This is a genomic window from Micromonospora phaseoli (assembly GCF_900109115.1).
Classification (GTDB): domain Bacteria; phylum Actinomycetota; class Actinomycetes; order Mycobacteriales; family Micromonosporaceae; genus Micromonospora; species Micromonospora phaseoli.
The window spans coordinates 266,958-286,514 of record NZ_FNYV01000004.1 but is presented as its reverse complement, the minus strand read 5'-3'; the positions used below and the strand labels follow the sequence as shown (position 1 = coordinate 286,514).

The window sequence follows — 19,557 nt, the reverse complement described above, 5'->3', positions numbered from 1 at the left end:
CTGGATTCTTCTGAAGGGGACGCCTCACATGACCGACCAGCACGGTGAGCTGGACGCCGCCCTCGAGCGCGTGATCGAAGCGGCCCGCCACCACCTGGCCGCCGTCCGCGCCGCGCAGGGCCGGATTGACGACGACGACGTCTGGCAGGCGTACGTCGCGCTGAACAACGCGTCGTTCGCCTACGACGAGCAACTCATGGACGCCTTCGGCGAGGTCACTCCGTGGGACGTCGAGTCGATCGACCCGGATGAGGCCGACCAGCGCTTCGCCGGTGCCGAGGGGGTCGAGGCGACCGACCCGCACCCTCAGGTGATCTCGGTACGCCAGCGGCGCGACTACCGGGTGCCGAGCGTCTCCGCGCTGATCCGGATCGCCGAGGCGGCCCGTCGCGAGGGTGTCCCGGCCGAGGATGAGGTGCCGCCGGTGGAGGGCGTCGGCGAGGCGGTGCTGGAGCTGCTGCAGAGCGGCGACGGCTCGCTCGGTGCGCTCGACGTGCCGGAGCTGGAACCGCTCGACGGCGTGGTGATGGTCAGCGAGGTCGGCACCCCGGTCGACCTGGAGTCGTTCGCCGACGACGACCCGGTGGGGCCGTTCCAGCCAGCGGCCGACGACCGGCTGGTCGGCCGCCTCGACGAGCACCCCTTTCTGGAGCTCGACGACGAGCACGACCACGTGCACTGACCGTCCACCGGGCGGCTCGACCCGCTCCGACGGCGAGCATGGTCGTCAGCGTGCGGCACTGTCGAGCTGACGGCGCAGACGGATCACCATCCCGGACGGGTCGGACCACCGATACCGTCCGGGATGCGTGCCGGCCGGCTCACCGCCGGCGTTCAGTACGACAGGCCCGGCTGCGGCTGGTTGACCCGTCGACGGCGCAGCACCACCTGGCGCGTGCCGTCGCGGAACAGCCGTACCCGGGCCAGTTCCCATCCGGAGAATTCCGCCTGGATCGCCAGCTGCGCCGCGGCGGTCAGCCGGTCGACGTTCGGCGGCAACCGCAGCGGCGCGTATTCGTAGTCCATGGGACCTATGCTGCCCAGCCCGGCCCTCCGCGCGCCACCCTCCGGCGGGTGATGGCTCAGCCGTCGCGCTCGGGGTAGCCGACCTCCAGCGCCGACACGTCGTCCAGCGCCGTGGTGATCTCCTCGGGCAGGGACACCCGTTCGACCTGGAGCGCTCCGAGCAACTGTCCCGAGGTGCGCGCGCCGAGGATCGGCGCGGTCACCCCCGGCCGGTCCCGGATCCAGGCCAGCGCCACCTCCAGCGGGGAGACTCCGAGGCCGCTCGCGGCGGTGGCCACCGCCTCCACGATGCTGGAGCAGCGCGGGTCCAGATAGGTGGCGACAAACCGCTCGAAATGCGGCGAAACCGCTCGGGAGTCCGCCGGCCGTCCGTGCCGGTACTTGCCGGTGAGCACCCCGCGGCCCAGCGGCGACCAGGGCAGCACGCCCAGGCCGAGGGCGTCGCAGGCCGGCAGCACCTCCCGCTCCACGCCCCGCTCCAGCAGTGAGTACTCCACCTGCGCGGCCACCACCGGGGCGCGCCCCGGCCAGGCCGCCTGCCAGGTCGCCGCCCGGGCGGTCTGCCAACCGGAGAAGTTCGACACACCGACATAGCGCACCCGACCGCTGGCCACCGCGTGGTCCAGCGCGGCCAGGGTCTCCTCCAGCGGGGTCTGCGGATCGTAGCCGTGCACCTGGAACAGGTCGACGTGATCGGTGCCCAGCCGTCGCAGCGAGGCGTCCAGCGTGCGCAGCAGATGCCCCCGCGAGCCGTCCCGGCGTCGGCCGCCCCCCGGCCGCAGCCCTGCCTTGGTCGCGATCAGCAGGTCTTCGCGGGGTACCAGGCTGCCCAGCAGCGATCCGATCACCGACTCGGCGTCACCGTCGCCGTACACGTCGGCGGTGTCGATCAGGTTGCCGCCCGCGTCGAGGTAACTCTTCAATTGGGCGGCCGCATCGTCGGCGTCGGTGTCCCGGCCCCAGGTCATGGTGCCGAGCGCGAGCCGGGAAACCGCCAGCCCGCTTCGGCCGAGCGGTCGCTGCTGCATGGGTGAACCTTATTTCGAACCAGGGCCGGACCGATATCCTCGCTCCTGTCGAGTCTGCCCGCCGGTTCGTGTTTCCGCTCGTCCGGGTCGTGGCCTCGGGCGTACCGTCGGTTGGCCGGCGCGAGGGCGCCCGGCGCGGCATCCGGAGTTCGATTCGGGTGAGCCGGTGATCGTCCCTGCCACCGGCATTGCGTAACCTGATGCGACTGCGGATGGGGGAGGACTCTGTGCGACTCGGGCTAAGCCTCGGATACCAGACAGCGTGGAGCACGCCGGCGGACCACCTTGCCCTGGCACAGGAGGCGGACCGGCTCGGCTACTCGGTGGTGTGGGCGGCGGAGGCCTACGGCTCCGACTCGCCGAGCATGCTCGCCTGGATGGCCGGACAGACCGAGCGGATCGACATCGGCAGCGCGGTGATGCAGATCCCTGCCCGGACGCCCGCGATGACCGCGATGACCGCGGCGACCCTCGACGCGCTCTCCGGGGGCCGCTTCCGACTCGGCCTGGGCGTGTCCGGTCCGCAGGTGTCCGAGGGGTGGCACGGCGTACGCTTCGGCAAGCCCCTGGCGCGCACCCGGGAGTACGTGGACATCGTCAAGATGGCGGTGGCCCGCAAGGAGGTCGCCTACGACGGCGAGTTCTACACGCTGCCGCTGCCCGACGGCCCCGGCAAGGCGCTGCGGCTGGGCTTCCACCCGCCGCGCGAGCACATTCCGATCTACCTCGCCGCGGTGGGCCCGAAGAACCTGGAGCTGGCCGGCGAGATCGCCGACGGCTGGCTGGCCGTCTTCTACGCCCCCGAGTTCGCCGAGGACCACCTCGCGGCGGTACGCGCCGGCCGGGCGAAGGCCGGCAAGGAGCTGGCCGGCTTCGACGTGGTGCCGTCCGTTCCGGTTGTCGTCGGCGACGACCTGGACTCCTGCGCGGCGCTGGTCCGCTGGTACGCGGCCCTCTACATGGGCGGCATGGGTAGCCGGCAGCAGAACTTCTACAACCAGTTGGCCACCCGGATGGGCTACGGCGACGCCGCCCGCGAGGTGCAGGACCTCTACCTGGCCAAGCGGCAGCGCGACGCCGCCGCCGCCGTGCCGATGGAGTTCATCGACCGGACCTCTCTGCTCGGCCCCAAGGAGCGCATTGCCGAGCGGATGCGCGAGTTCGCCGAGTCCGGCGTCACCACCCTCTCGGTCACCCTCTTCGTCGCCGACCGCGACACCGGCGTGCGAACCCTACGGACCGTCGCCGAGGCGCTGGACCTCTCGGGAGTCGGGGAGTGACCTGGGTCGAAGCCATCGTCCTGGGCATCGTCCAGGGCCTGACCGAGTTCCTCCCGGTCAGCTCGTCGGGGCATTTGCGGATCACCTCGGCCATCTTCTTCGACCAGGACGCCGGAGCGTCCTTCACCGCGGTCACCCAGCTGGGTACCGAAGCGGCGGTCCTGCTCTACTTCGCCAAGGACATCTGGCGAATCGGCCGGACCTGGACCGTCGGGATCTGGGACAAATCGGTACGCTCCAGCCTCGACTACCGGATGGGCTGGTACGTGATCGTCGGGTCGATCCCGATCGGAGCGCTCGGCTTCCTGTTCAAGGACCAGATCCGGGACACGGCCCGGAACCTGTGGGTGGTGGCCACCACTCTGATCGTCTTCGCCTTCGTGCTCGCCTTCGCCGAGTACTGGGGCCGGCAGACCCGGACCCTGCGGGACTTCCGGATGCGCGACGGCGTGGTGATGGGCTTCGCCCAGGCGCTGGCGCTGATCCCCGGTGTGTCCCGCTCCGGGGCGACGCTCACCTTCGGCCTGTTCCTGAGCCTCACCCGGGAGACGGCGGCCCGCTACTCGTTCCTGCTGGCCATCCCCGCTGTGGTGATGTCCGGGGTGTTCAGCCTGGGCGACGTCTTCGCGCCGGCGGCGCCGGGCACCTCGGTACCCTCCGTCGCGCAGATGGTCGTCGCCACGCTCATCGCGTTCGCCGTCGGGTACGCGGCCATCGCCTGGCTGCTGCGCTACGTCGCGCATCACACCCTCTACATCTTCGTGCTCTATCGGGTCGCGGTCGGCACCCTCGTCTTCGCGCTCCTGCTGACCGGCACCATCACCGCCACCTGAGGTGCAAGGAGGGGCCCCTTCTTAACGCCTGGTGTATAGGAAGGGCCCCCTCTTAACAAAAGCCAGCCGGCTAGCGCCGCCGCTGGTCGAGCATCTTGCTGTACGGGGAGACGCCGCTGGCCGGGCATCCCGTTGTGCGACGAGACGTCGATGGCCGGGCATCCCGCTGTACGGGGAGAGGGCGTTGGCCGGGCGGCGCCTGCTGCACGGGGAGACGCCGCTGGCCGGCACCCGGGTACGGGTGCCGGCCAGCGGCTTTCTGCTCCCCCTTTGTCGAGGAAAGCTTCATCGGGTCAGGTCAGCTGTTCCAGTGCTGCGCGACGAGGTCGGCGGCCAGCTGCTCCCACTGGGCGTAGTGATCCGGGTACGCCGACACCTGCACGGTCTGCGCGGCCACGGTCAGCGGCATGTCCTGCCAGCCGTCGACCTGCTTGAGACCCTTGAGGAACGCCAGGGTCGAGTACTCGGGGTCGGTGATCTGCTCGACCGTGCCCCAACCGCTGGAGGGTCGCTGCTGGAACAGGCCCTGCGAGTCGTGGTCGTTGCGGTCACCGAGGTGACCCAGGTTCTCCAGCTTCGACTCCTGCAGGGCGGTGCCGATCGCCACCACCGCGGCACGCTCGTCCATGCCGGCCTTCTTCGTCGCCGCGATGATCGCCTTCACGTTCGCGGTCTGCTCATCGGACAGGTCGATCGTCGACTGGCTGCCCTGCACACCGTGCGGGATCAGCTTGCCGCTGTCGGGCTTGTCGGCCTGGACGGCGGCGGCGATCGGGTTGGTCGAGGTGGGGTCGCTGGTGGTGTGGTTCAGGGGGCCGGCGGCGAGTCCGCCGGCGATGGTGAGTCCGGCGATGCCGAGGATGCTCTTTCGCAGCATGGTGTTCATGGGGAAGCTCCATTCGGGGGTTGGGGTGTGGCCGCGCATCCCGGGGGAGGGGTTGGGCGACGCCAAGCACCGTCAGGCGCTCGAAACGGGGGATTTCCGGCGGGCCCGGGAGAGGGCTCGGGTGGTGTGCCGGGATCGGTGTAACGACGGACCGGGGTTGGCTCATTCCGGGGGTCTGGTCGCCCTGGGTGCCCGCCCTGCTCGGCCCATCACGGATTACAACGCCGGCGGGCCGCCCGCGATTCCGGCCAGCGCTCGCCAGGAAACCGGCAAAGCGGACATACGGCCTGAGGGGGTCGTCATGTCGAGAGGGTGTCCTGCCGGTCCGGCCGGGACCTAGGGTGGTGCGCGTGGCGACACTTCTACTCCTACGGCACGGACGCACCACCGCCAACGCCGCGGGCGGCCTCGCTGGCCGACAACCGGTCGAACTGGACGAAACCGGTCGCGGCCAGGCGACCGCGGTGGGCGAACGGTTGCGGCCGGTGCCGCTGGCCGCCGTGGTGACCAGCCCGTTGATCCGCTGCCGCCAGACCCTGGAACTGGCGCTGCCGCAGGCGTCGCCGGTCATCGAAGAGGGTCTGATCGAGTGTGGGTACGGCAGTTGGGAGGGCCAGCCGCTGAAGAAGCTGGCCAAGGAGCCGCTCTGGCCCGTGGTGCAGCAGCATCCCAGTGCGGCGGTCTTCCCCGAGGGGGAGGCGATGGCCCAGATGGCGGCCCGCGCGGTCGGGGCGGTACGCGCCTGGGACGCCCGCCTGACCGCCGAGCACGGTCCCGACGCCGTCTGGCTGGCGTGCAGCCACGGAGATGTGATCAAGGCGATCGTGGCGGACGCCCTCGGCGTACACCTGGATCTGTTCCAGCGGATCGTGGTGGACCCGGCTTCGGTGACCGCGATCCGTTACACGCCGCTGCGGCCCTTTCTGGTCCGCCTCAACGATGTCGGCGGTGACCTGGCCGGGCTGGTGCCGCCGCCGGGTAAGCGGCGTCGGCGGACCGGTCGGTCGACGAATTCGGACGCCGCTGTCGGCGGCGGGGCGGGAGCGCCCCGGTGAGCCACCCGGTGCCGTGCCCCGGGCAGCCGTGCGTCGGGACGGCCGTGTCCCGGGCAGCCGTGCGTCGGGCAGCCGTGCGTCGGGCCGCCGCGGCCGGAGCCGGTGGGCGCGCTGTGACTCGGGCCGGTGGGGTGCGCGGTGCGTGGAGCCGCCGGATAGGGTCGTGGGTATGACCCACCAGGTGTACGCCTTCGAGCCGCCGGAGCGGTTCGTCGCCGGGACCGTCGGGGCACCGGGAGAACGCACGTTCTTCCTCCAGGCGCGCGGCGGCGGGCGACTGGTCAGCGTCGCGCTGGAGAAGGTTCAGGTCTCCCTGCTCGCCGAGAAACTGGAGGAGCTGCTCACCGAGGCACAGCGTCGGTTCGGTGTGGATCTGCCGGAGGCGCCGGTCCCGGTCGGTGACAACGACCCGCTGGAGATGCCGGTCGACGAGGAGTTCCGGGTCGGTACGCTGGGCCTGGCCTTCGACGCGGACACCGCGACCGTGGTGATCGAGGCGATCGCGGTCGGCGAGACGGAGACCGAGATCGAGCTGGGCGAGTCGGAGGAGGACGAGCCCGACGACGTCGAGCCGGACGAGGATCTCGACCGGCTCCGGGTCCGGCTGACTCCCGAGGCGACCCGCGCGTTCATCGAACGGGCCCGGCGGGTGGTCAACGCCGGCCGGCCACCGTGCCCGCTGTGCGGTCAACCGCTCGACCCGGCCGGTCACCTCTGCCCCCGGAACAACGGCTACCACCGGTGACCTCGTCCGGCCTGGCACCCCGGCAGGACGGTGACGCGGTGCTCAACCTGCTGCGTGACGGTGAGCTGACCGTCGAAGGTCGGTTGGTCGACGCGTCGAACACCACGTTGCGTGGCGTGCTGACCCGCGACGGCGCGACGGCGCGATGCGTGTACAAACCGGTGCGCGGTGAGCGGCCGTTGTGGGATTTCCCCGATGGCACGCTGGCCGGCCGGGAGGTCGCCGCCTACCTGGTCTCCGCGGCCATCGGCTGGGATCTGGTGCCACCGACGGTGCTACGCGACGGGCCGTTCGGTCCGGGCTCGTGCCAGCTCTGGATCGACGAGCCGATCGACGCCGAACCGCTGGTCGGGTTCGTGCCGGCCGACGCGCTGCCGCCCCGATGGTTCCCGGTCGCGGCGGCCCGGGACGACGACGGCACCCCGTACGCCCTGGCGCACGCCGACGATCCGCGGCTGGCCCGGCTCGCGGTGCTCGACGCGGTGATCAACAACGCGGACCGCAAGGGCGGCCACGTCCTGCACGGCCCGGACGACCGGATCCACGGGGTCGACCACGGGGTGAGCTTCCACGTGGAGGAGAAGCTGCGTACGGTGCTCTGGGGTTGGGCCGACCGACCGCTGCCGGCGGACGTGGTCTCCTCGCTCGACCACCTGGCCCGCCAGGTCTCCGGCCAGCTCGGCGAGGACCTGGCCGCGCACCTGACCCTGAGCGAGATCGCCGAGTTGGCGGCCCGGGTCGACCGGTTGCGTGAGCGGGGCCGCTTCCCGCTGCCGTCCCCGGACTGGCCGGCGGTGCCCTGGCCGCCGATCTGAGCGGCCCGAGGCTTCCCGACCGCCGTCGGGCCCTTGTCACGTTGATCACTCGTGGGCCGGCGTGACGCCGCCCGGCGGCTGGTTAGGCTGACTGTCATGGACTCATGGGTGGGGCACGAGGTGCCGCGGCTGCCGGGCAGGAGCGAGCCGCTGAGGTTGTTCGACTCGGCGCGCCAGGGCGTGCACCCGACCGAGCCCGACGGCCCGGCCACCATGTACGTCTGCGGCATCACCCCCTACGACGCCACCCACCTCGGCCACGCCGCCACAATGATCACCTTTGATCTCGCGCAGCGGATGTGGCGCGACGCGGGCCATGAGGTCCGGTACGTGCAGAACGTCACCGACATCGACGATCCGCTGCTGGAACGCGCCGAGCGCGACGGTGAGGACTGGAAGGTCCTGGCGATGCGCGAGACGGCGCTGTTCCGCGAGGACATGGAGGCATTGCGGATCATCCCGCCGGCGCACTACGTCGGCGCCGTCGAGTCGATCCCGGAGATCGCCGAGAAGGTGCTGGTGCTGCTCAAGGACGATGCCGCGTACCGGTTGGACGACGAGACCGGCGACGTCTACTTCGACGTCTCGGCCGCGCCCCGGTTCGGCTACGAGTCCAACCTGTCCCGGGAGCAGATGCTGGAGATCTTTCCTGAGCGTGGTGGTGACCCGGACCGGGCCGGCAAGCGCGACCCGCTGGACCCGCTGCTGTGGCGTGGGGCCCGGGAGGGCGAGCCGTCCTGGCCCGGCGGGGACCTCGGGCCGGGCCGGCCGGGCTGGCACATCGAGTGCGCGGTGATCGCCCTGGGCCTGCTCGGCTCCACCGTCGATGTCCAGGGTGGCGGCAACGACCTGCTCTTCCCGCACCACGAATGTTCCGCCGCGCACGCCGAGCGGCTGACCGGCGAGGCGCCGTTCGCCAGCCACTACGTGCACGCCGGCATGATCGGCCTGGACGGCGAGAAGATGTCCAAGTCCCGTGGCAACCTGGTCTTCGTCTCCCGGCTGCGCGCCGACCGGGTGGATCCGATGGCGGTCCGGCTGGCGCTGATCTCTGGGCACTACCGCGCCGACCGGTCCTGGACCGACGATTTGCTGACCGCCGCGCAGGAGCGGCTGGGCCGCTGGCGTCGGGCCGCCGCGGCGCCCGCCGGGCCGTCGGGGCGGGCCTTCCTGGCCGGCGTACGCGACCGCCTGACCGACGACCTCGACACGCCTGGCGCGCTGGCCCTGGCCGACGTCTGGGCCGAGCAGACACTGGCCGGGGTGGTCGACGACCCCACCGCCCCGCCCCTGTTCGCCGACACCGTGGACGCCCTGCTCGGCATCCGCCTCTGACCGCCCGCCCTGCCCGCCCTTCCCGCGCCGCCCGCGCTGCGGCGATCATGCAGTTGTGGTGCCCGTTTCGGGACGATTCGCGGCTTGTGAGCGGTGCCACAACTGCATGATCGCGGAGTCAGGGGTGGGGTGGGGTGGGGCGGAGTCGGGGGTGGGGGTGGGTGGATGGGGGTCAGCCGAGGACGAGACCGGGGTCCGGGTCGGGGTCCGCTGTGGGAGTGGGGATCTTGTACTCCTCGGTGAGGGTGGTGACCGGGCCGGGCCAGGTGGCCTGGGCCACCTCGATGGGCTTGCGGTGTGCGTCGTACGCCACGTGCAGCAGGTGCAGGACCGGGGTGTCCGGCCGGATCTGGAGGGTCTCGGACTCCTCCCGGCTGGGCTGGCGGGCGGTGATCGTGTCGGTGGCGGTCACGTAGCGCCGCCCGGTGGCCTCCTCGGCCTCCTGGTAGAGCGGGCGGCCGAAGGCCTCACTGCGTTCCAGCGAGGTACCGGCGGTGTCCGTGGGCAGGAACCAGGAGGCACCCACCTCCACCGGGGAGTCCTCGGTGCGCACCAGGTGTCGGCGGCAGAGCAGCTCGGTGCCGTCCGGTACGCCGAACGCGTCGGCTACCTCGGGCGGGGCGGGGGAGCGGCCTACGGAGACGAGCTGCTGCCGGTACCGGGCGGCCAGGTCGGTGTGGTAACCGCGGAAGCCGCCGTAGCGCCCCCGGGAGAGTCGGTTGAGCCGCCGCCGGGTGCCCCGCACGTACGTACCCGAGCCGGGCTTGGTGATCAGCACGCCCTCCACCCGCAGCTGGTCGACGGCGCGTTGCACGGTCTGCTTCGCCACCCCGAACATCTCGGCGATGGCCGGAATCGACGGCAGCCGCTCACCCGGTGCCCAGTCGCCCCGGCGAATCTGGGTCTTGAGCTGCGCGGCGATCTGCCGGTGCGGAAACTCGGCCACGCCCGGATTGATCTGCATCCCCGCCTCCTCATCTCAGCTAGGGTCCTAGGATGCCGTACGCGGTGGGTGGCGCGCCACCCCGACACGGCATGCCCCGAGGAGAAACGGCCGAGGCCCCGGCGTGATCGCCGGAGCCTCGGTGGAAACTGGGGGATGGGTTACCAGGAGCCGGCGGTGGGGCCGGCCGACCCGCCCCGGCGGCGCAGGTACTTCTCGAACTCCTGAGCGATCTCGTCCCCGGTCAACGGGGTGATGCCAGCGTCGCCGACGCGCTCCTCCAGCTCGCGGACGTATTCACCCAGCTCGGCGTCCTGCTCGGCGGCGCTGCGCACCCGTTGCTCCCACTCGGCCGCCTCCTCGGCGAGGTCGGCCATCGGGACCGGCAGGTCGAGCACCTCCTCGACCCGGTGCAGCAGGGCGAGGGTCGCCTTCGGGCAGGGCGGGTTGTTGGCGTAGTGCGGCACGTGCACCCAGAACGAGACCGCGTCGACCTCGGCGTGGGTGCAGGCGTCGTGCAGCACGCCGACGATTCCGGTGGGCCCGTCGTATCGGGTGGGAGTGAGCTGGTAGCGGCGCGCGGCGTCGGCGTCGGAGGCGCTGCCGCTGATCGGCAGCGGCCGGGTGTACGGCACGTCGGCCAGCAGCGCGCCGAGCAGCACCACCCGTTCGACCTCCAGGCTGTGGCAGATCTCCAGCACCTGCTCGCAGAAGGTGCGCCAGCGCATGCTCGGTTCGATGCCGCGGATCAGCACCACGTCGCGTTCGGTGCCCTCGGGGCTGGCCACGGTGAATCGGGTGGTGGGCCACTCCACCCGGCGGGTGGCGCCGTCGGCCATGGCGATGGTGGGCCGGCTGACCTGGAAGTCGTAGAAGTCCTCCGGGTCCAGCTCGGTGATGGGTCGGGCCTCCCACACCTGCTCCAGGTGCTCGACCGCGGCGGTCGAGGCGTCGGCCGCGTCGTTCCATCCTTCGAAGGCGGCGATGGCGACCGGGGACCGCAGCACCGGCAGGCCGTCGAACTCGGTCACGCCGTCACCCCACCCTGCTCGTCACCGGCGGCGCCGGGGCCGGCCCCGGTCGTCCGCCCGCGGTGCATGGTGGTGTCGCTGTAGTCCTTCACGTCAGTCAGCCTACGTGCCGCGTCCGCACGCGGCCCGCCGGCCGCGCCGGATCAGCCCGCCGCCAGCGCGGGCGCCGTCGGCCACCGGCCGGCGAGCATGGCACCGATATCCGGCACAACGGCCGAAATATGCAGGGTGATCCCGACGACACAATGTGGGAAGGGGCGGTGCGCGGGGTGCGGCGGCTGCCTGCCGCACTAACCTGACACCGTGCGGACTTCGTTGCTCGATGCGCTGGCAGACCGGATCCTCATCGCCGACGGGGCGATGGGGACGATGCTCCAGGCCGCCGATCTGACCCTGGACGACTTCGACGACCTTGAGGGCTGCAACGAGATCCTCAACGTCACCCGGCCCGAGGTCGTACGCGGGGTGCACGAGGCGTACCTGGCGGCCGGCTCGGACTGCGTCGAGACCAATACCTTCGGTGCGAACCTCGCCAACCTCGCCGAGTACGACATCCAACATCGGATCCGGGAGCTGTCCGAGGCCGGTGCCCGGATCGCGCGTGAGGCGGCCGACGCCTACAGCACGCCGCAACGGCCCCGATTCGTGCTCGGCTCGATCGGTCCCGGCACGAAGCTGCCCACCCTCGGCCACGCCGCCTACGCCACGCTTCGGGACGCCTACCAGGAGAACGCCGCCGGCCTGATCGAGGGCGGCGCGGACGCGCTCATCATCGAGACCTGTCAGGACCTGCTCCAGGTCAAGGCCGCGGTGGTCGGCTCCCACCGGGCGATGGCGGAGCTGGGCCGCAAGGTTCCGCTGATCTGCCACGTCACCGTGGAGACCACCGGCACGATGCTGCTGGGCAGCGAGATCGGCGCCGCGCTGACCGCGATCGAACCGCTCGGCATCGACCTGATCGGCCTGAACTGCGCCACCGGGCCGGCGGAGATGAGCGAGCACCTTCGCTACCTGTCGCAGCATGCCCGGGTACCGCTGTCGGTGATGCCCAACGCCGGCCTGCCGCAGCTCACCGCCGACGGCGCGGTCTACCCGTTGACCCCGGTGGAGTTGGCCGACGCCCTGGAGCGCTTCGTCACCGAGTACGGCGTCTCGCTGATCGGTGGCTGCTGCGGCACCACCCCCGAGCACATCGCGATGCTCTCCGAGCGGCTGCACGGCACCCGGCCGGGCTCGCGCGAGGTCCGCACCGACCCCGGCGTCTCGTCGATCTACCACCACGTGCCGTTCGCCCAGGATGCCAGCGTGCTGATGGTGGGGGAGCGGACGAACGCCAACGGCTCCAAGGCGTTCCGGGAGGCGATGCTCGCCGCCGACTGGCAGGCCTGTGTGGAGATCGCGCGCAGCCAGGCCCGGGACGGCTCGCACCTGCTGGATCTCTGTATCGACTACGTCGGCCGCGACGGCACCACCGACATGCGTGAACTGGCCGGCCGCTTCGCCACCGCCTCCACTCTGCCGATCATGCTCGACTCCACCGAGCCGCAGGTGATCGAGGCCGGTCTGGAGATGCTCGGCGGCCGGTGCGTGGTCAACTCGGTGAACTTCGAGGACGGCGACGGCCCCGACTCCCGATACGCCCGGGTGATGCCGGTGGTCGCCGAGCACGGCGCGGCCGTGGTCGCGCTGCTCATCGACGAGGAGGGGCAGGCCCGTACGGCGGAGTGGAAGGTGCGCGTCGCCGAGCGGTTGATCGGCGACCTGACCGGCCGGTGGGGGCTGCGCCGCGCCGACATCCTCATCGACGCGTTGACCTTCCCGATCGCCACCGGGCAGGAGGAGACCCGCCGCGACGGCATCGAGACCATCGAGGCCATCCGGGAGATCGCCCGCCGCTGGCCGGGGGTGAACTTCACCCTGGGCATCTCGAACGTCTCGTTCGGGCTCAACCCGGCGGCCCGGCAGGTGCTCAACTCGGTTTTCCTGCACGAGTGCGTGCAGGCCGGGCTGACCTCGGCGATCGTGCACGCCAGCAAGATCCTGCCGATGTCCAAGATTCTCGATGAGCAGCGCGAGATCGCGCTCGACCTGATCTACGACCGCCGCCGTGAGGGCTACGACCCGGTGCAGCGGTTCATCGAGGTCTTCGAGGGGGTCGACGCCGCCTCGGCGCGGGCCACCCGGGCCGAGGAGTTGGCCGCGCTGCCGCTCAACGAGCGACTCAAGCGGCGGATCATCGACGGTGAGCGCAACGGCCTGGAGTCCGACCTGGAGGCGGCGATGGCAGCCGGCACGGCGCCACTGTTGATCATCAACGACATCCTGCTGGACGGCATGAAGGTCGTCGGCGAGCTGTTCGGCTCCGGGCAGATGCAGCTGCCGTTCGTGCTTCAGTCCGCCGAGGTGATGAAGACCGCGGTGGCGTACCTCGAACCGCACATGGAGAAGGCCGACGACGGTGGCAAGGGCCGCATCGTGCTCGCCACGGTCAAGGGCGACGTGCACGACATCGGCAAGAACCTGGTCGACATCATCCTGTCCAACAACGGCTACGAGGTGGTCAACATCGGCATCAAGCAGCCGATCTCCGCCATCCTCGACGCCGCCGAGCAGCACCGCGCCGACGCCATCGGCATGTCGGGCCTGCTCGTCAAGAGCACGGTCATCATGAAGGAGAACCTCGCCGAGATGGCCACCCGGGGGGTCGCGGAGCGCTGGCCGGTCCTGCTCGGTGGCGCGGCGCTGACCCGGGCGTACGTCGAGGACGACCTGCGGTCGGTCTTCCCCGGCCAGGTGCACTACGCCCGCGACGCCTTCGAGGGGCTGTCCCTGATGGACCGGGTGATGGCCGCCAAGCGTGGCGGCGCCCCGGTGATCGACGCCGAGCGGGAGGCGGCCCTGGCGGCCCGGCGGGCCCGCCGGGAGCGGCAGCGCGCCGTGGTCGCCGAGTCGTTGCCGGAGCTGCACGACGCGTCGGTGCGCTCCGACGTGGCCGCCGACGTGCCGGTGCCCAGGGCGCCGTTCTTCGGCACCCGGGTGGTCAAGGGGGTGCCGCTGGCCGACTACGCGGCGCTGCTGGACGAGCGGGCCACCTTCATGGGCCAGTGGGGTCTGCGCGGCGCGCGCGGCGGCAAGGGCCCGTCCTACGAGGAGTTGGTGGAGACCGAGGGCCGGCCCAGGCTGCGTTACTGGCTGGATCGCCTGATCTCCGACCAGGTGCTGGAGGCGGCCGTGGTGTATGGCTACTTCCCCGCGTACGCCGAGGGCAACGACCTGGTGTTGCTGGACGAGAACGGTCACGCGGAGCGGGCCCGGTTCTCCTTCCCCCGGCAGCGGCAGGAGCGGCGGCTCTGCCTGGCCGACTTCTTCCGTCCGCGCGGCGAGGAGCTGGACGTCGTCGCGTTGCAACTGGTCACCGTCGGCCAGCCGGTCAGCGAGTACGCGGCGAAGCTGTTCGCCCGCAACGAGTACCGCGACTACCTGGAGGTGCACGGGCTGTCCGTGCAGCTCACCGAGGCCCTCGCCGAGTACTGGCACAAGCGGGTCCGGGCCGAGTTGACCCTGCCCGACGGCCGTACCGTCGCCGACGACGACCCGACAGATCTGGCTGGCCTGCTGCGCACCGACTACCGGGGCTGCCGGTACGCGTTCGGCTACCCGGCCTGCCCGGACCTGGAGGACCGGGCGAAGATCGTGGAGCTGCTCGGTGCCGAGCGGATCGGCGTGCAGCTGTCGGAGGAGTTCCAGCTCATGCCCGAGCAGGCCACCGACGCCATCGTCGTCCACCACCCCGAGGCCAGCTACTTCAACGCCAAGTGACGACGGCAGGCGCCCTGACCACCTGGCAGCCGCACCATTGGCGACCAACACCGCAATGATGACCAGATGGGCGACCTCAGAATCCGAGATCGAGAGGCAGCGGACCTGCACCGCTCACACCGCCACCGCAGCCTGGACCAGCCCTGACGGTCGACCCGTACGCCTGCGCCGTTTCACCCTCATCGGCAACGCGCTTTCGAAGTAGCTGCCAGCCTTTCGTCACGTCATAGTCGTCATCGCCTGCGCCGGCTGGGTGGGTGGTGCCGGGGACACCGCACTAGCGGGTGGTGCCGAGGTGGGCGCGCAGCGTCGCGGCGATGTCGCCGGCGGCGGCCAACTGTTCCGGGGTGAGTGCGTCGACGAAGATCTCCCGGACGGCGCGCAGGTGGGGAACGGTGGCGCCGTGGAAGGCCTGGGCGCCGGTGGGGGTGAGCACGACGTCGGCTCCCCGGCTGTCGTCGGCGGGCTCCTCTCGGTGGATGAGCGTGCGCCGTTGCATCCGGGCGAGGTGGTGGGAGAGGCGGCTGCGGGTCCAGCCGGCGGCGTCGGCGAGTTGGGAGGAGCGCATCCGCTGCTCCGGGGCCTCGCTGAGGGCGAGCAGTACGACGTAGTCGGCGGGCGACAGCGAGCAGTCGCGCTGGAGCTGGGCGGCGAGTTGCTGTCGCAGCGTCTCCGCGGTCTCGATGTAGTCGCGCCAGACGCGCAGTTCCTCCGTGGTCGGCAGTCGGCGTCCCCGTCGTTGCGGCACCGGTGTGTCCATCGTCATGCAGCTCTCCTGATTGACGCGTCAACTAGATGATACGTTATTGACGTGTCAATCATCGGCTGTGCGGACGGCGCGAGTCGGCGGCCGGAAATCGGGGAGGAAGGGACCGTGACGACCGAAGAATTCTCCACTCGGCGCCGGGAACTGCTCAGGAAGGAGTCCTCGCATGTCTGACCTCCTGTTCGGCCTCGACACCTTCGGCGACGTACCCGAGGACGACTCCGGCGCGCTCGTCTCGTACGGCGCCGCCATCCGGCAGGTCGTCGACGAGGCGGTACTGGCCGACGAGGTCGGCGTCGACGCCATCGCCCTCGGTGAACACCACCGACCGGAGTACTCGGTGTCGACGCCCGAGACCGTGCTGGCCGGTATCGCCACGCGCACGTCGCGGATCCGGCTCGGCTCGGGAGTGACCGTGCTGAGCTCGGACGACCCGGTCCGGGTGTTCCAGCGCTTCGCCACGGTCGACGCGCTCTCGCACGGCCGTGCCGAGGTCATCCTCGGCCGCGGATCGTTCACCGAGTCCTTCCCGCTGTTCGGCTACGACCTTGGCGACTATGACGTGCTGTTCGAGGAGAAGATCGATCTCTTCGTCAAGCTGCTCGACGAAACGCCGGTCACCTGGAAGGGCACCACGCGCGCCCCACTCGAGCAGGCCGACGTCTTCCCGAAGACGGAGTCGGGACGCCTGGCCACCTGGGTCGGGGTCGGCGGCTCGCCGCAGTCGGTCATCCGCACCGCCCGACACGGCCTGCCGCTCATGCTCGCCATCATCGGTGGCACACCCGAACGCTTCGCCCCCTACATCGACCTGTACCGGCGGGCCGCCGATCAGCTCGGCACGACCGCGTACCCGGTCGGGATGCATTCGCCCGGTTTCGTCGCCGACACCGACGAGGAGGCCAAGGAGGTGTTCTGGCCGCGCTACCGGGTGCAGCGTGACCGGATCGGCGCGCTGCGCGGCTGGGCGCCGATCCGCCGGGCGGAGTTCGACGCCGAGGTCGAGCGCGGTTCCCTCTACGTCGGCTCCCCGGAGACCGTCGCCCGCCGGATCGCCGACGCGATCCGGAGCCTCGGCGTCGGCCGGTTCGATCTCATCTACACCGCGGGTTCGCAGCCGATCAGCGCCCGGCTGCGCGCCGTGGAGCTCTACGGCACCAGGGTGATCCCCATGGTCCGCGACATTCTGGCCCGCTGAGACGGCATCGGAGACGGGAAGGATGACATGGACGACACCGGCCAACCCGAGCCTCGGACCACCCTCGGCATCCTCGGCGCCGGCAAGGTGGGCACCGTGCTCGCCCGCCTCGCCGTCGCCGCCGGCTACCGGGTGCTGGTCGCCGGCTCCGGCGACCCTGCCAAGATCGCCCTGACCGTCGAGGTACTCACGCCTGGAGCGGTCGCCACCACCGCCGCCGACGCCGCGACCCGCGCCGACATCGTGATTCTCGCCCTCCCACTGGGCAGGTACCGCACCGTCCCGGCGGAGGCGCTGCGCGGCAAGCTGGTCGTGGACGCGATGAACTACTGGTGGGAGGTCGACGGCATCCGCGACGACCTGACCGACCCGCGTACCTCGTCGAGCGAGATGGTCCAGGCGTTCCTGCCCGACTCGCGGGTGGTCAAGGCGTTCAACCACATGGGTTACCACGATCTCGAGGAGGAGGCACGACCGGCCGGCGAATCCGGACGCAAGGCCATCGCCATCGCCGGCGACGCGGCCGGCGACCTCGCTGCCGTCGCCGCCCTCGTCGACGCCCTCGGCTTCGATCCGGTCGTCGCCGGCCCGCTCGCCGAGGGCATCCGCCTACAGCCCGGCGCCGACCTCTTCGGCGCCGACCTCACCGCCGAAGAGGTGACGGCCCTGCTCGACCGCTTCCCCGAGTCCCCGCATGGCCGAGCCGTGGCCGAGGCCCGCCGCGCCCGCCCCACGGCAGGCGACCCGTCCTGACGCGACCGTGCGCCAACCGGGCAGCGCCCGCGCGCTGTCGTCCAGCCGTGCGTGTCTGCCCGCGAGTCGACAGCCACGCCGGCCGTCGATCATCCAGTGCGCCGCCGTGCGGCGGCGGCCGTCGCCTGGGTGCGGGTCAGTCGGCGGGGAGGCGGTCCGCGCGGGCGTTGAGGTAGCGCTGCTGCGCCAGGTTGGTCGACCGGGCCGCCGCCACGCGGTACTCGGCGCGCGCGGCCACCGCATCGCCGCGCCGCTCCAGCAGATGCGCGCGTACGGCGGGCAGCCTCGGATCCCGCGCCAACCGCCCGTCGGCCGTCACCCGGTCGACCAGGGCCAGCCCGGCGTCGGGCCCCTCGGTCATCGCCACCGCGACGGCGTGGTTGAGCGCCACGAGGGGGTTGCCGTCGAGTTGTCGCAGCACGCCGTACAGGGCCACGATCTGCGGCCAGTCGGTCTGTTCGGCGCTGGGCGCCTCGTCGTGCAGCGCGGCGATCGCGGCCTGCACCTGGTACGGCCCGGGCCGGCCCCGGGGCAGTACGTCGGCGACCAGCGCGACGCCCTCGGCGATCTGGTCGGCCCGCCAGCGGGAGCGATCCTGCTCGGCCATCGGCACCAACTCGCCGTGCGGCCCGGTGCGGGCCGGCGCGCGGGCGTCGGTGAGCAGCAGCAACGCCAGCAGCCCGGTCACCTCCTCCGCGCCGGGCGTTGCTGCCGGCGCGTCGGGCCGGACCCCGGCAGGCGACGCCGCCGTACCGTCGGGTGATGCCGCCGTACCGTCGGGTGATGCCGCCGTACCGTCGGGTGATGCCGCCGTACCGTCGGCCAGCATCCGGTGCAGCAGTCGGGTCAGCCGGATCGCCTCGGCGCACAGGTCGGCGCGGAGCAGTCCCGGGCCGGAGGTGCTCGCGTACCCCTCATTGAAGATCAGATAGAGCACCCGGAGGACGACCGCGAGGCGCGCCGGCAGCTCGGCCGGCGCGGGCATCGCGAACGGCAGGCCGCTCTCGCGGATCCGCTGCTTGCCCCGGCTGATCCGTCGGGTCATCGTCTCCTGCGGCACCAGGAACGCCCGCGCCACCTCGATGGTGCTCAGCCCGCCCACCGCCCGCAGGGTCAACGCGATCTGCGAGGCGGGCGGCAGCGCCGGATGGCAGCACAGGAGCAGCAGGATCAGGGTGTCGTCGGCGTCGGCCGCCCGGTCGGTCGCCGGCAGTAGCCGCCACTCGGCCAGCAGCCATCGGCCAGCGGTGTCCTCCCGGCGCCGGCGGGCCTGCTCGGCACGGAGCAGGTCGGTCAGCCGCCGGGCGGCCACCGTGATCAGCCAGGCCCTCGGGTTGTCCGGTACGCCGTCGCGCGGCCAGCCGGTGGCCGCGGCGATCAGCGCCTCCTGGGTGGCGTCCTCGGCGGTGTCGAAGTGCCCGTAGCGGCGCACGAGCGCGCCGAGGACCTGCGGCGCCAGTCGACGTAGCAGGTCCTCGACGGCCGGTTCACCCATCAGACGAGCTCGTCGATGCCCTCGGCGATCGGGCGGATGTCGACGTACTGGCCGGGGGTGGCGGGGTCGACGAAGTTGGCGGCGATCTCGGCGGCCCGGTCGTAGCTGGCGCACTCCACCACCGTGTACCCGGCGAGCACCTCCTGCGTCTCCGGGTACGGCCCGTCGGTGACCACCGGCGCCCCGTCCCGCAGCTGGATCCGCCGGGCGTGCACCGGCGCGGTGAGACCCTGGGCGTCGACCAGTTCACCGGCGTCGGCCAGGTTCTGGTGCACCTTGCCCATGTGGGCGTGCATGGCGGCCACCTCCTGCGCCGACATCGCCGGCCGGTCGCCGGCCTGCCCGGCCATCGCGTCGTAGTCGCGCTGCGAGCCGTACAACATGATCATGTATTTCACCGGTGTCTCCTCTCCTGCCGGTACCGCTCTGGTACCCGGCCACCGGGGACGTCGGAGCCGGCTGCCCGTTCCGGACACAGTTCGTCGCGCTTTTCGTGGTGACCCTATGCGTGCCGGTGAACCGGAGGGGTCGGTAAGGCGTACCAGACGG

18 protein-coding genes are annotated in these 19,557 nt (G+C 71.5%); 10 read left to right on the top strand and 8 right to left on the bottom strand.

The window, feature by feature from the left end; all coding sequences use genetic code 11:
• Positions 1–28 precede the first annotated feature (28 nt).
• The gene (locus BMY89_RS12835; RefSeq protein ID WP_092379867.1) at positions 29–682 is read left to right on the top strand and encodes a hypothetical protein; all 654 of its coding nucleotides are present in this window, start codon (positions 29–31) and stop codon (positions 680–682) included.
• A gap of 152 nt (positions 683–834) precedes the next feature.
• On the opposite strand, the gene BMY89_RS12830 is transcribed toward BMY89_RS12835, so the two are convergent.
• The gene (locus BMY89_RS12830; protein ID WP_053655860.1) at positions 835–1,026 is read right to left on the bottom strand and encodes a DUF5703 family protein; all 192 of its coding nucleotides are present in this window, start codon (positions 1,024–1,026) and stop codon (positions 835–837) included.
• 56 nt (positions 1,027–1,082) lie between these two features.
• Positions 1,083–2,054, bottom strand: a complete 972-nt coding sequence (locus BMY89_RS12825; RefSeq protein ID WP_092379866.1) for an aldo/keto reductase — start codon at positions 2,052–2,054, stop codon at positions 1,083–1,085.
• Between the two features lie 227 nt (positions 2,055–2,281).
• Between BMY89_RS12825 and BMY89_RS12820 the strand changes: the two genes are divergently transcribed.
• A complete protein-coding gene (locus tag BMY89_RS12820) occupies positions 2,282–3,334 on the top strand; it encodes an LLM class F420-dependent oxidoreductase (RefSeq protein WP_092380353.1) in 1,053 nt (350 codons plus the stop codon).
• Complete coding sequence (locus BMY89_RS12815) at positions 3,331–4,167, top strand: undecaprenyl-diphosphate phosphatase (RefSeq protein ID WP_092379864.1); 837 nt, start codon at positions 3,331–3,333, stop codon at positions 4,165–4,167. The genes BMY89_RS12820 and BMY89_RS12815 overlap by 4 nt, the downstream gene beginning before the upstream one ends.
• A 298-nt stretch (positions 4,168–4,465) precedes the next feature.
• Here BMY89_RS12815 and BMY89_RS12810 read toward each other — a convergent pair whose 3' ends face one another.
• Entirely contained in the window at positions 4,466–5,053 is a 588-nt protein-coding gene (locus BMY89_RS12810) for a hypothetical protein (protein ID WP_092379862.1), read from the bottom strand.
• Positions 5,054–5,394: 341 nt separating this feature from the next.
• Between BMY89_RS12810 and BMY89_RS12805 the strand changes: the two genes are divergently transcribed.
• The 4 genes from BMY89_RS12805 (at position 5,395) to mshC (ending at position 9,003) form a co-directional block, all read left to right on the top strand.
• Positions 5,395–6,108: a histidine phosphatase family protein gene (locus BMY89_RS12805; protein ID WP_092379861.1), complete on the top strand. Its 714-nt coding sequence runs from the start codon at positions 5,395–5,397 to the stop codon at positions 6,106–6,108.
• Between the two features lie 169 nt (positions 6,109–6,277).
• Positions 6,278–6,853 carry a DUF3090 domain-containing protein gene (locus tag BMY89_RS12800; RefSeq protein ID WP_092379859.1) on the top strand — a complete coding sequence of 192 codons (576 nt, stop codon included), beginning with the start codon at positions 6,278–6,280 and terminating at the stop codon, positions 6,851–6,853.
• On the top strand, positions 6,850–7,668 hold the full coding sequence (locus tag BMY89_RS12795; protein WP_092379858.1) for an SCO1664 family protein: 819 nt from the start codon (positions 6,850–6,852) through the stop codon (positions 7,666–7,668). Before BMY89_RS12800 ends, BMY89_RS12795 begins: the two co-directional genes overlap by 4 nt.
• Before the next feature lie 96 nt (positions 7,669–7,764).
• A complete protein-coding gene (gene mshC, locus BMY89_RS12790; protein ID WP_092379855.1) occupies positions 7,765–9,003 on the top strand; it encodes a cysteine--1-D-myo-inosityl 2-amino-2-deoxy-alpha-D-glucopyranoside ligase in 1,239 nt (412 codons plus the stop codon).
• 172 nt (positions 9,004–9,175) lie between these two features.
• Here the strand turns inward: mshC and BMY89_RS12785 are convergent, their stop codons facing one another.
• A complete protein-coding gene (locus tag BMY89_RS12785; RefSeq protein ID WP_092379853.1) occupies positions 9,176–9,967 on the bottom strand; it encodes a GntR family transcriptional regulator in 792 nt (263 codons plus the stop codon).
• Between the two features lie 140 nt (positions 9,968–10,107).
• Positions 10,108–10,977, bottom strand: coding sequence for a PAC2 family protein (locus BMY89_RS12780; RefSeq protein ID WP_092379851.1), 870 nt, complete (start codon positions 10,975–10,977; stop codon positions 10,108–10,110).
• 303 nt (positions 10,978–11,280) lie between these two features.
• On the opposite strand from BMY89_RS12780, the gene metH reads away from it, so the two are divergent.
• Positions 11,281–14,796 carry a methionine synthase gene (metH, locus tag BMY89_RS12775; RefSeq protein ID WP_175510362.1) on the top strand — a complete coding sequence of 1,172 codons (3,516 nt, stop codon included), beginning with the start codon at positions 11,281–11,283 and terminating at the stop codon, positions 14,794–14,796.
• A gap of 277 nt (positions 14,797–15,073) precedes the next feature.
• Here the strand turns inward: metH and BMY89_RS12770 are convergent, their stop codons facing one another.
• Entirely contained in the window at positions 15,074–15,562 is a 489-nt protein-coding gene (locus BMY89_RS12770; protein ID WP_092379848.1) for a MarR family winged helix-turn-helix transcriptional regulator, read from the bottom strand.
• 166 nt (positions 15,563–15,728) lie between these two features.
• On the opposite strand from BMY89_RS12770, the gene BMY89_RS12765 reads away from it, so the two are divergent.
• Together BMY89_RS12765 and BMY89_RS12760 are read left to right on the top strand one after the other, a co-directional pair.
• Positions 15,729–16,760, top strand: a complete 1,032-nt coding sequence (locus BMY89_RS12765) for an LLM class flavin-dependent oxidoreductase (RefSeq protein WP_092379846.1) — start codon at positions 15,729–15,731, stop codon at positions 16,758–16,760.
• 27 nt (positions 16,761–16,787) lie between these two features.
• Positions 16,788–17,513, top strand: a complete 726-nt coding sequence (locus BMY89_RS12760; RefSeq protein ID WP_092379844.1) for an NADPH-dependent F420 reductase — start codon at positions 16,788–16,790, stop codon at positions 17,511–17,513.
• Positions 17,514–17,649: 136 nt separating this feature from the next.
• Here the strand turns inward: BMY89_RS12760 and BMY89_RS12755 are convergent, their stop codons facing one another.
• A complete protein-coding gene (locus tag BMY89_RS12755; RefSeq protein ID WP_092379842.1) occupies positions 17,650–19,008 on the bottom strand; it encodes an RNA polymerase sigma factor in 1,359 nt (452 codons plus the stop codon).
• Positions 19,008–19,397: a YciI family protein gene (locus BMY89_RS12750; RefSeq protein WP_232521317.1), complete on the bottom strand. Its 390-nt coding sequence runs from the start codon at positions 19,395–19,397 to the stop codon at positions 19,008–19,010. The genes BMY89_RS12755 and BMY89_RS12750 overlap by 1 nt, the downstream gene beginning before the upstream one ends.
• Positions 19,398–19,557 lie beyond the last annotated feature (160 nt).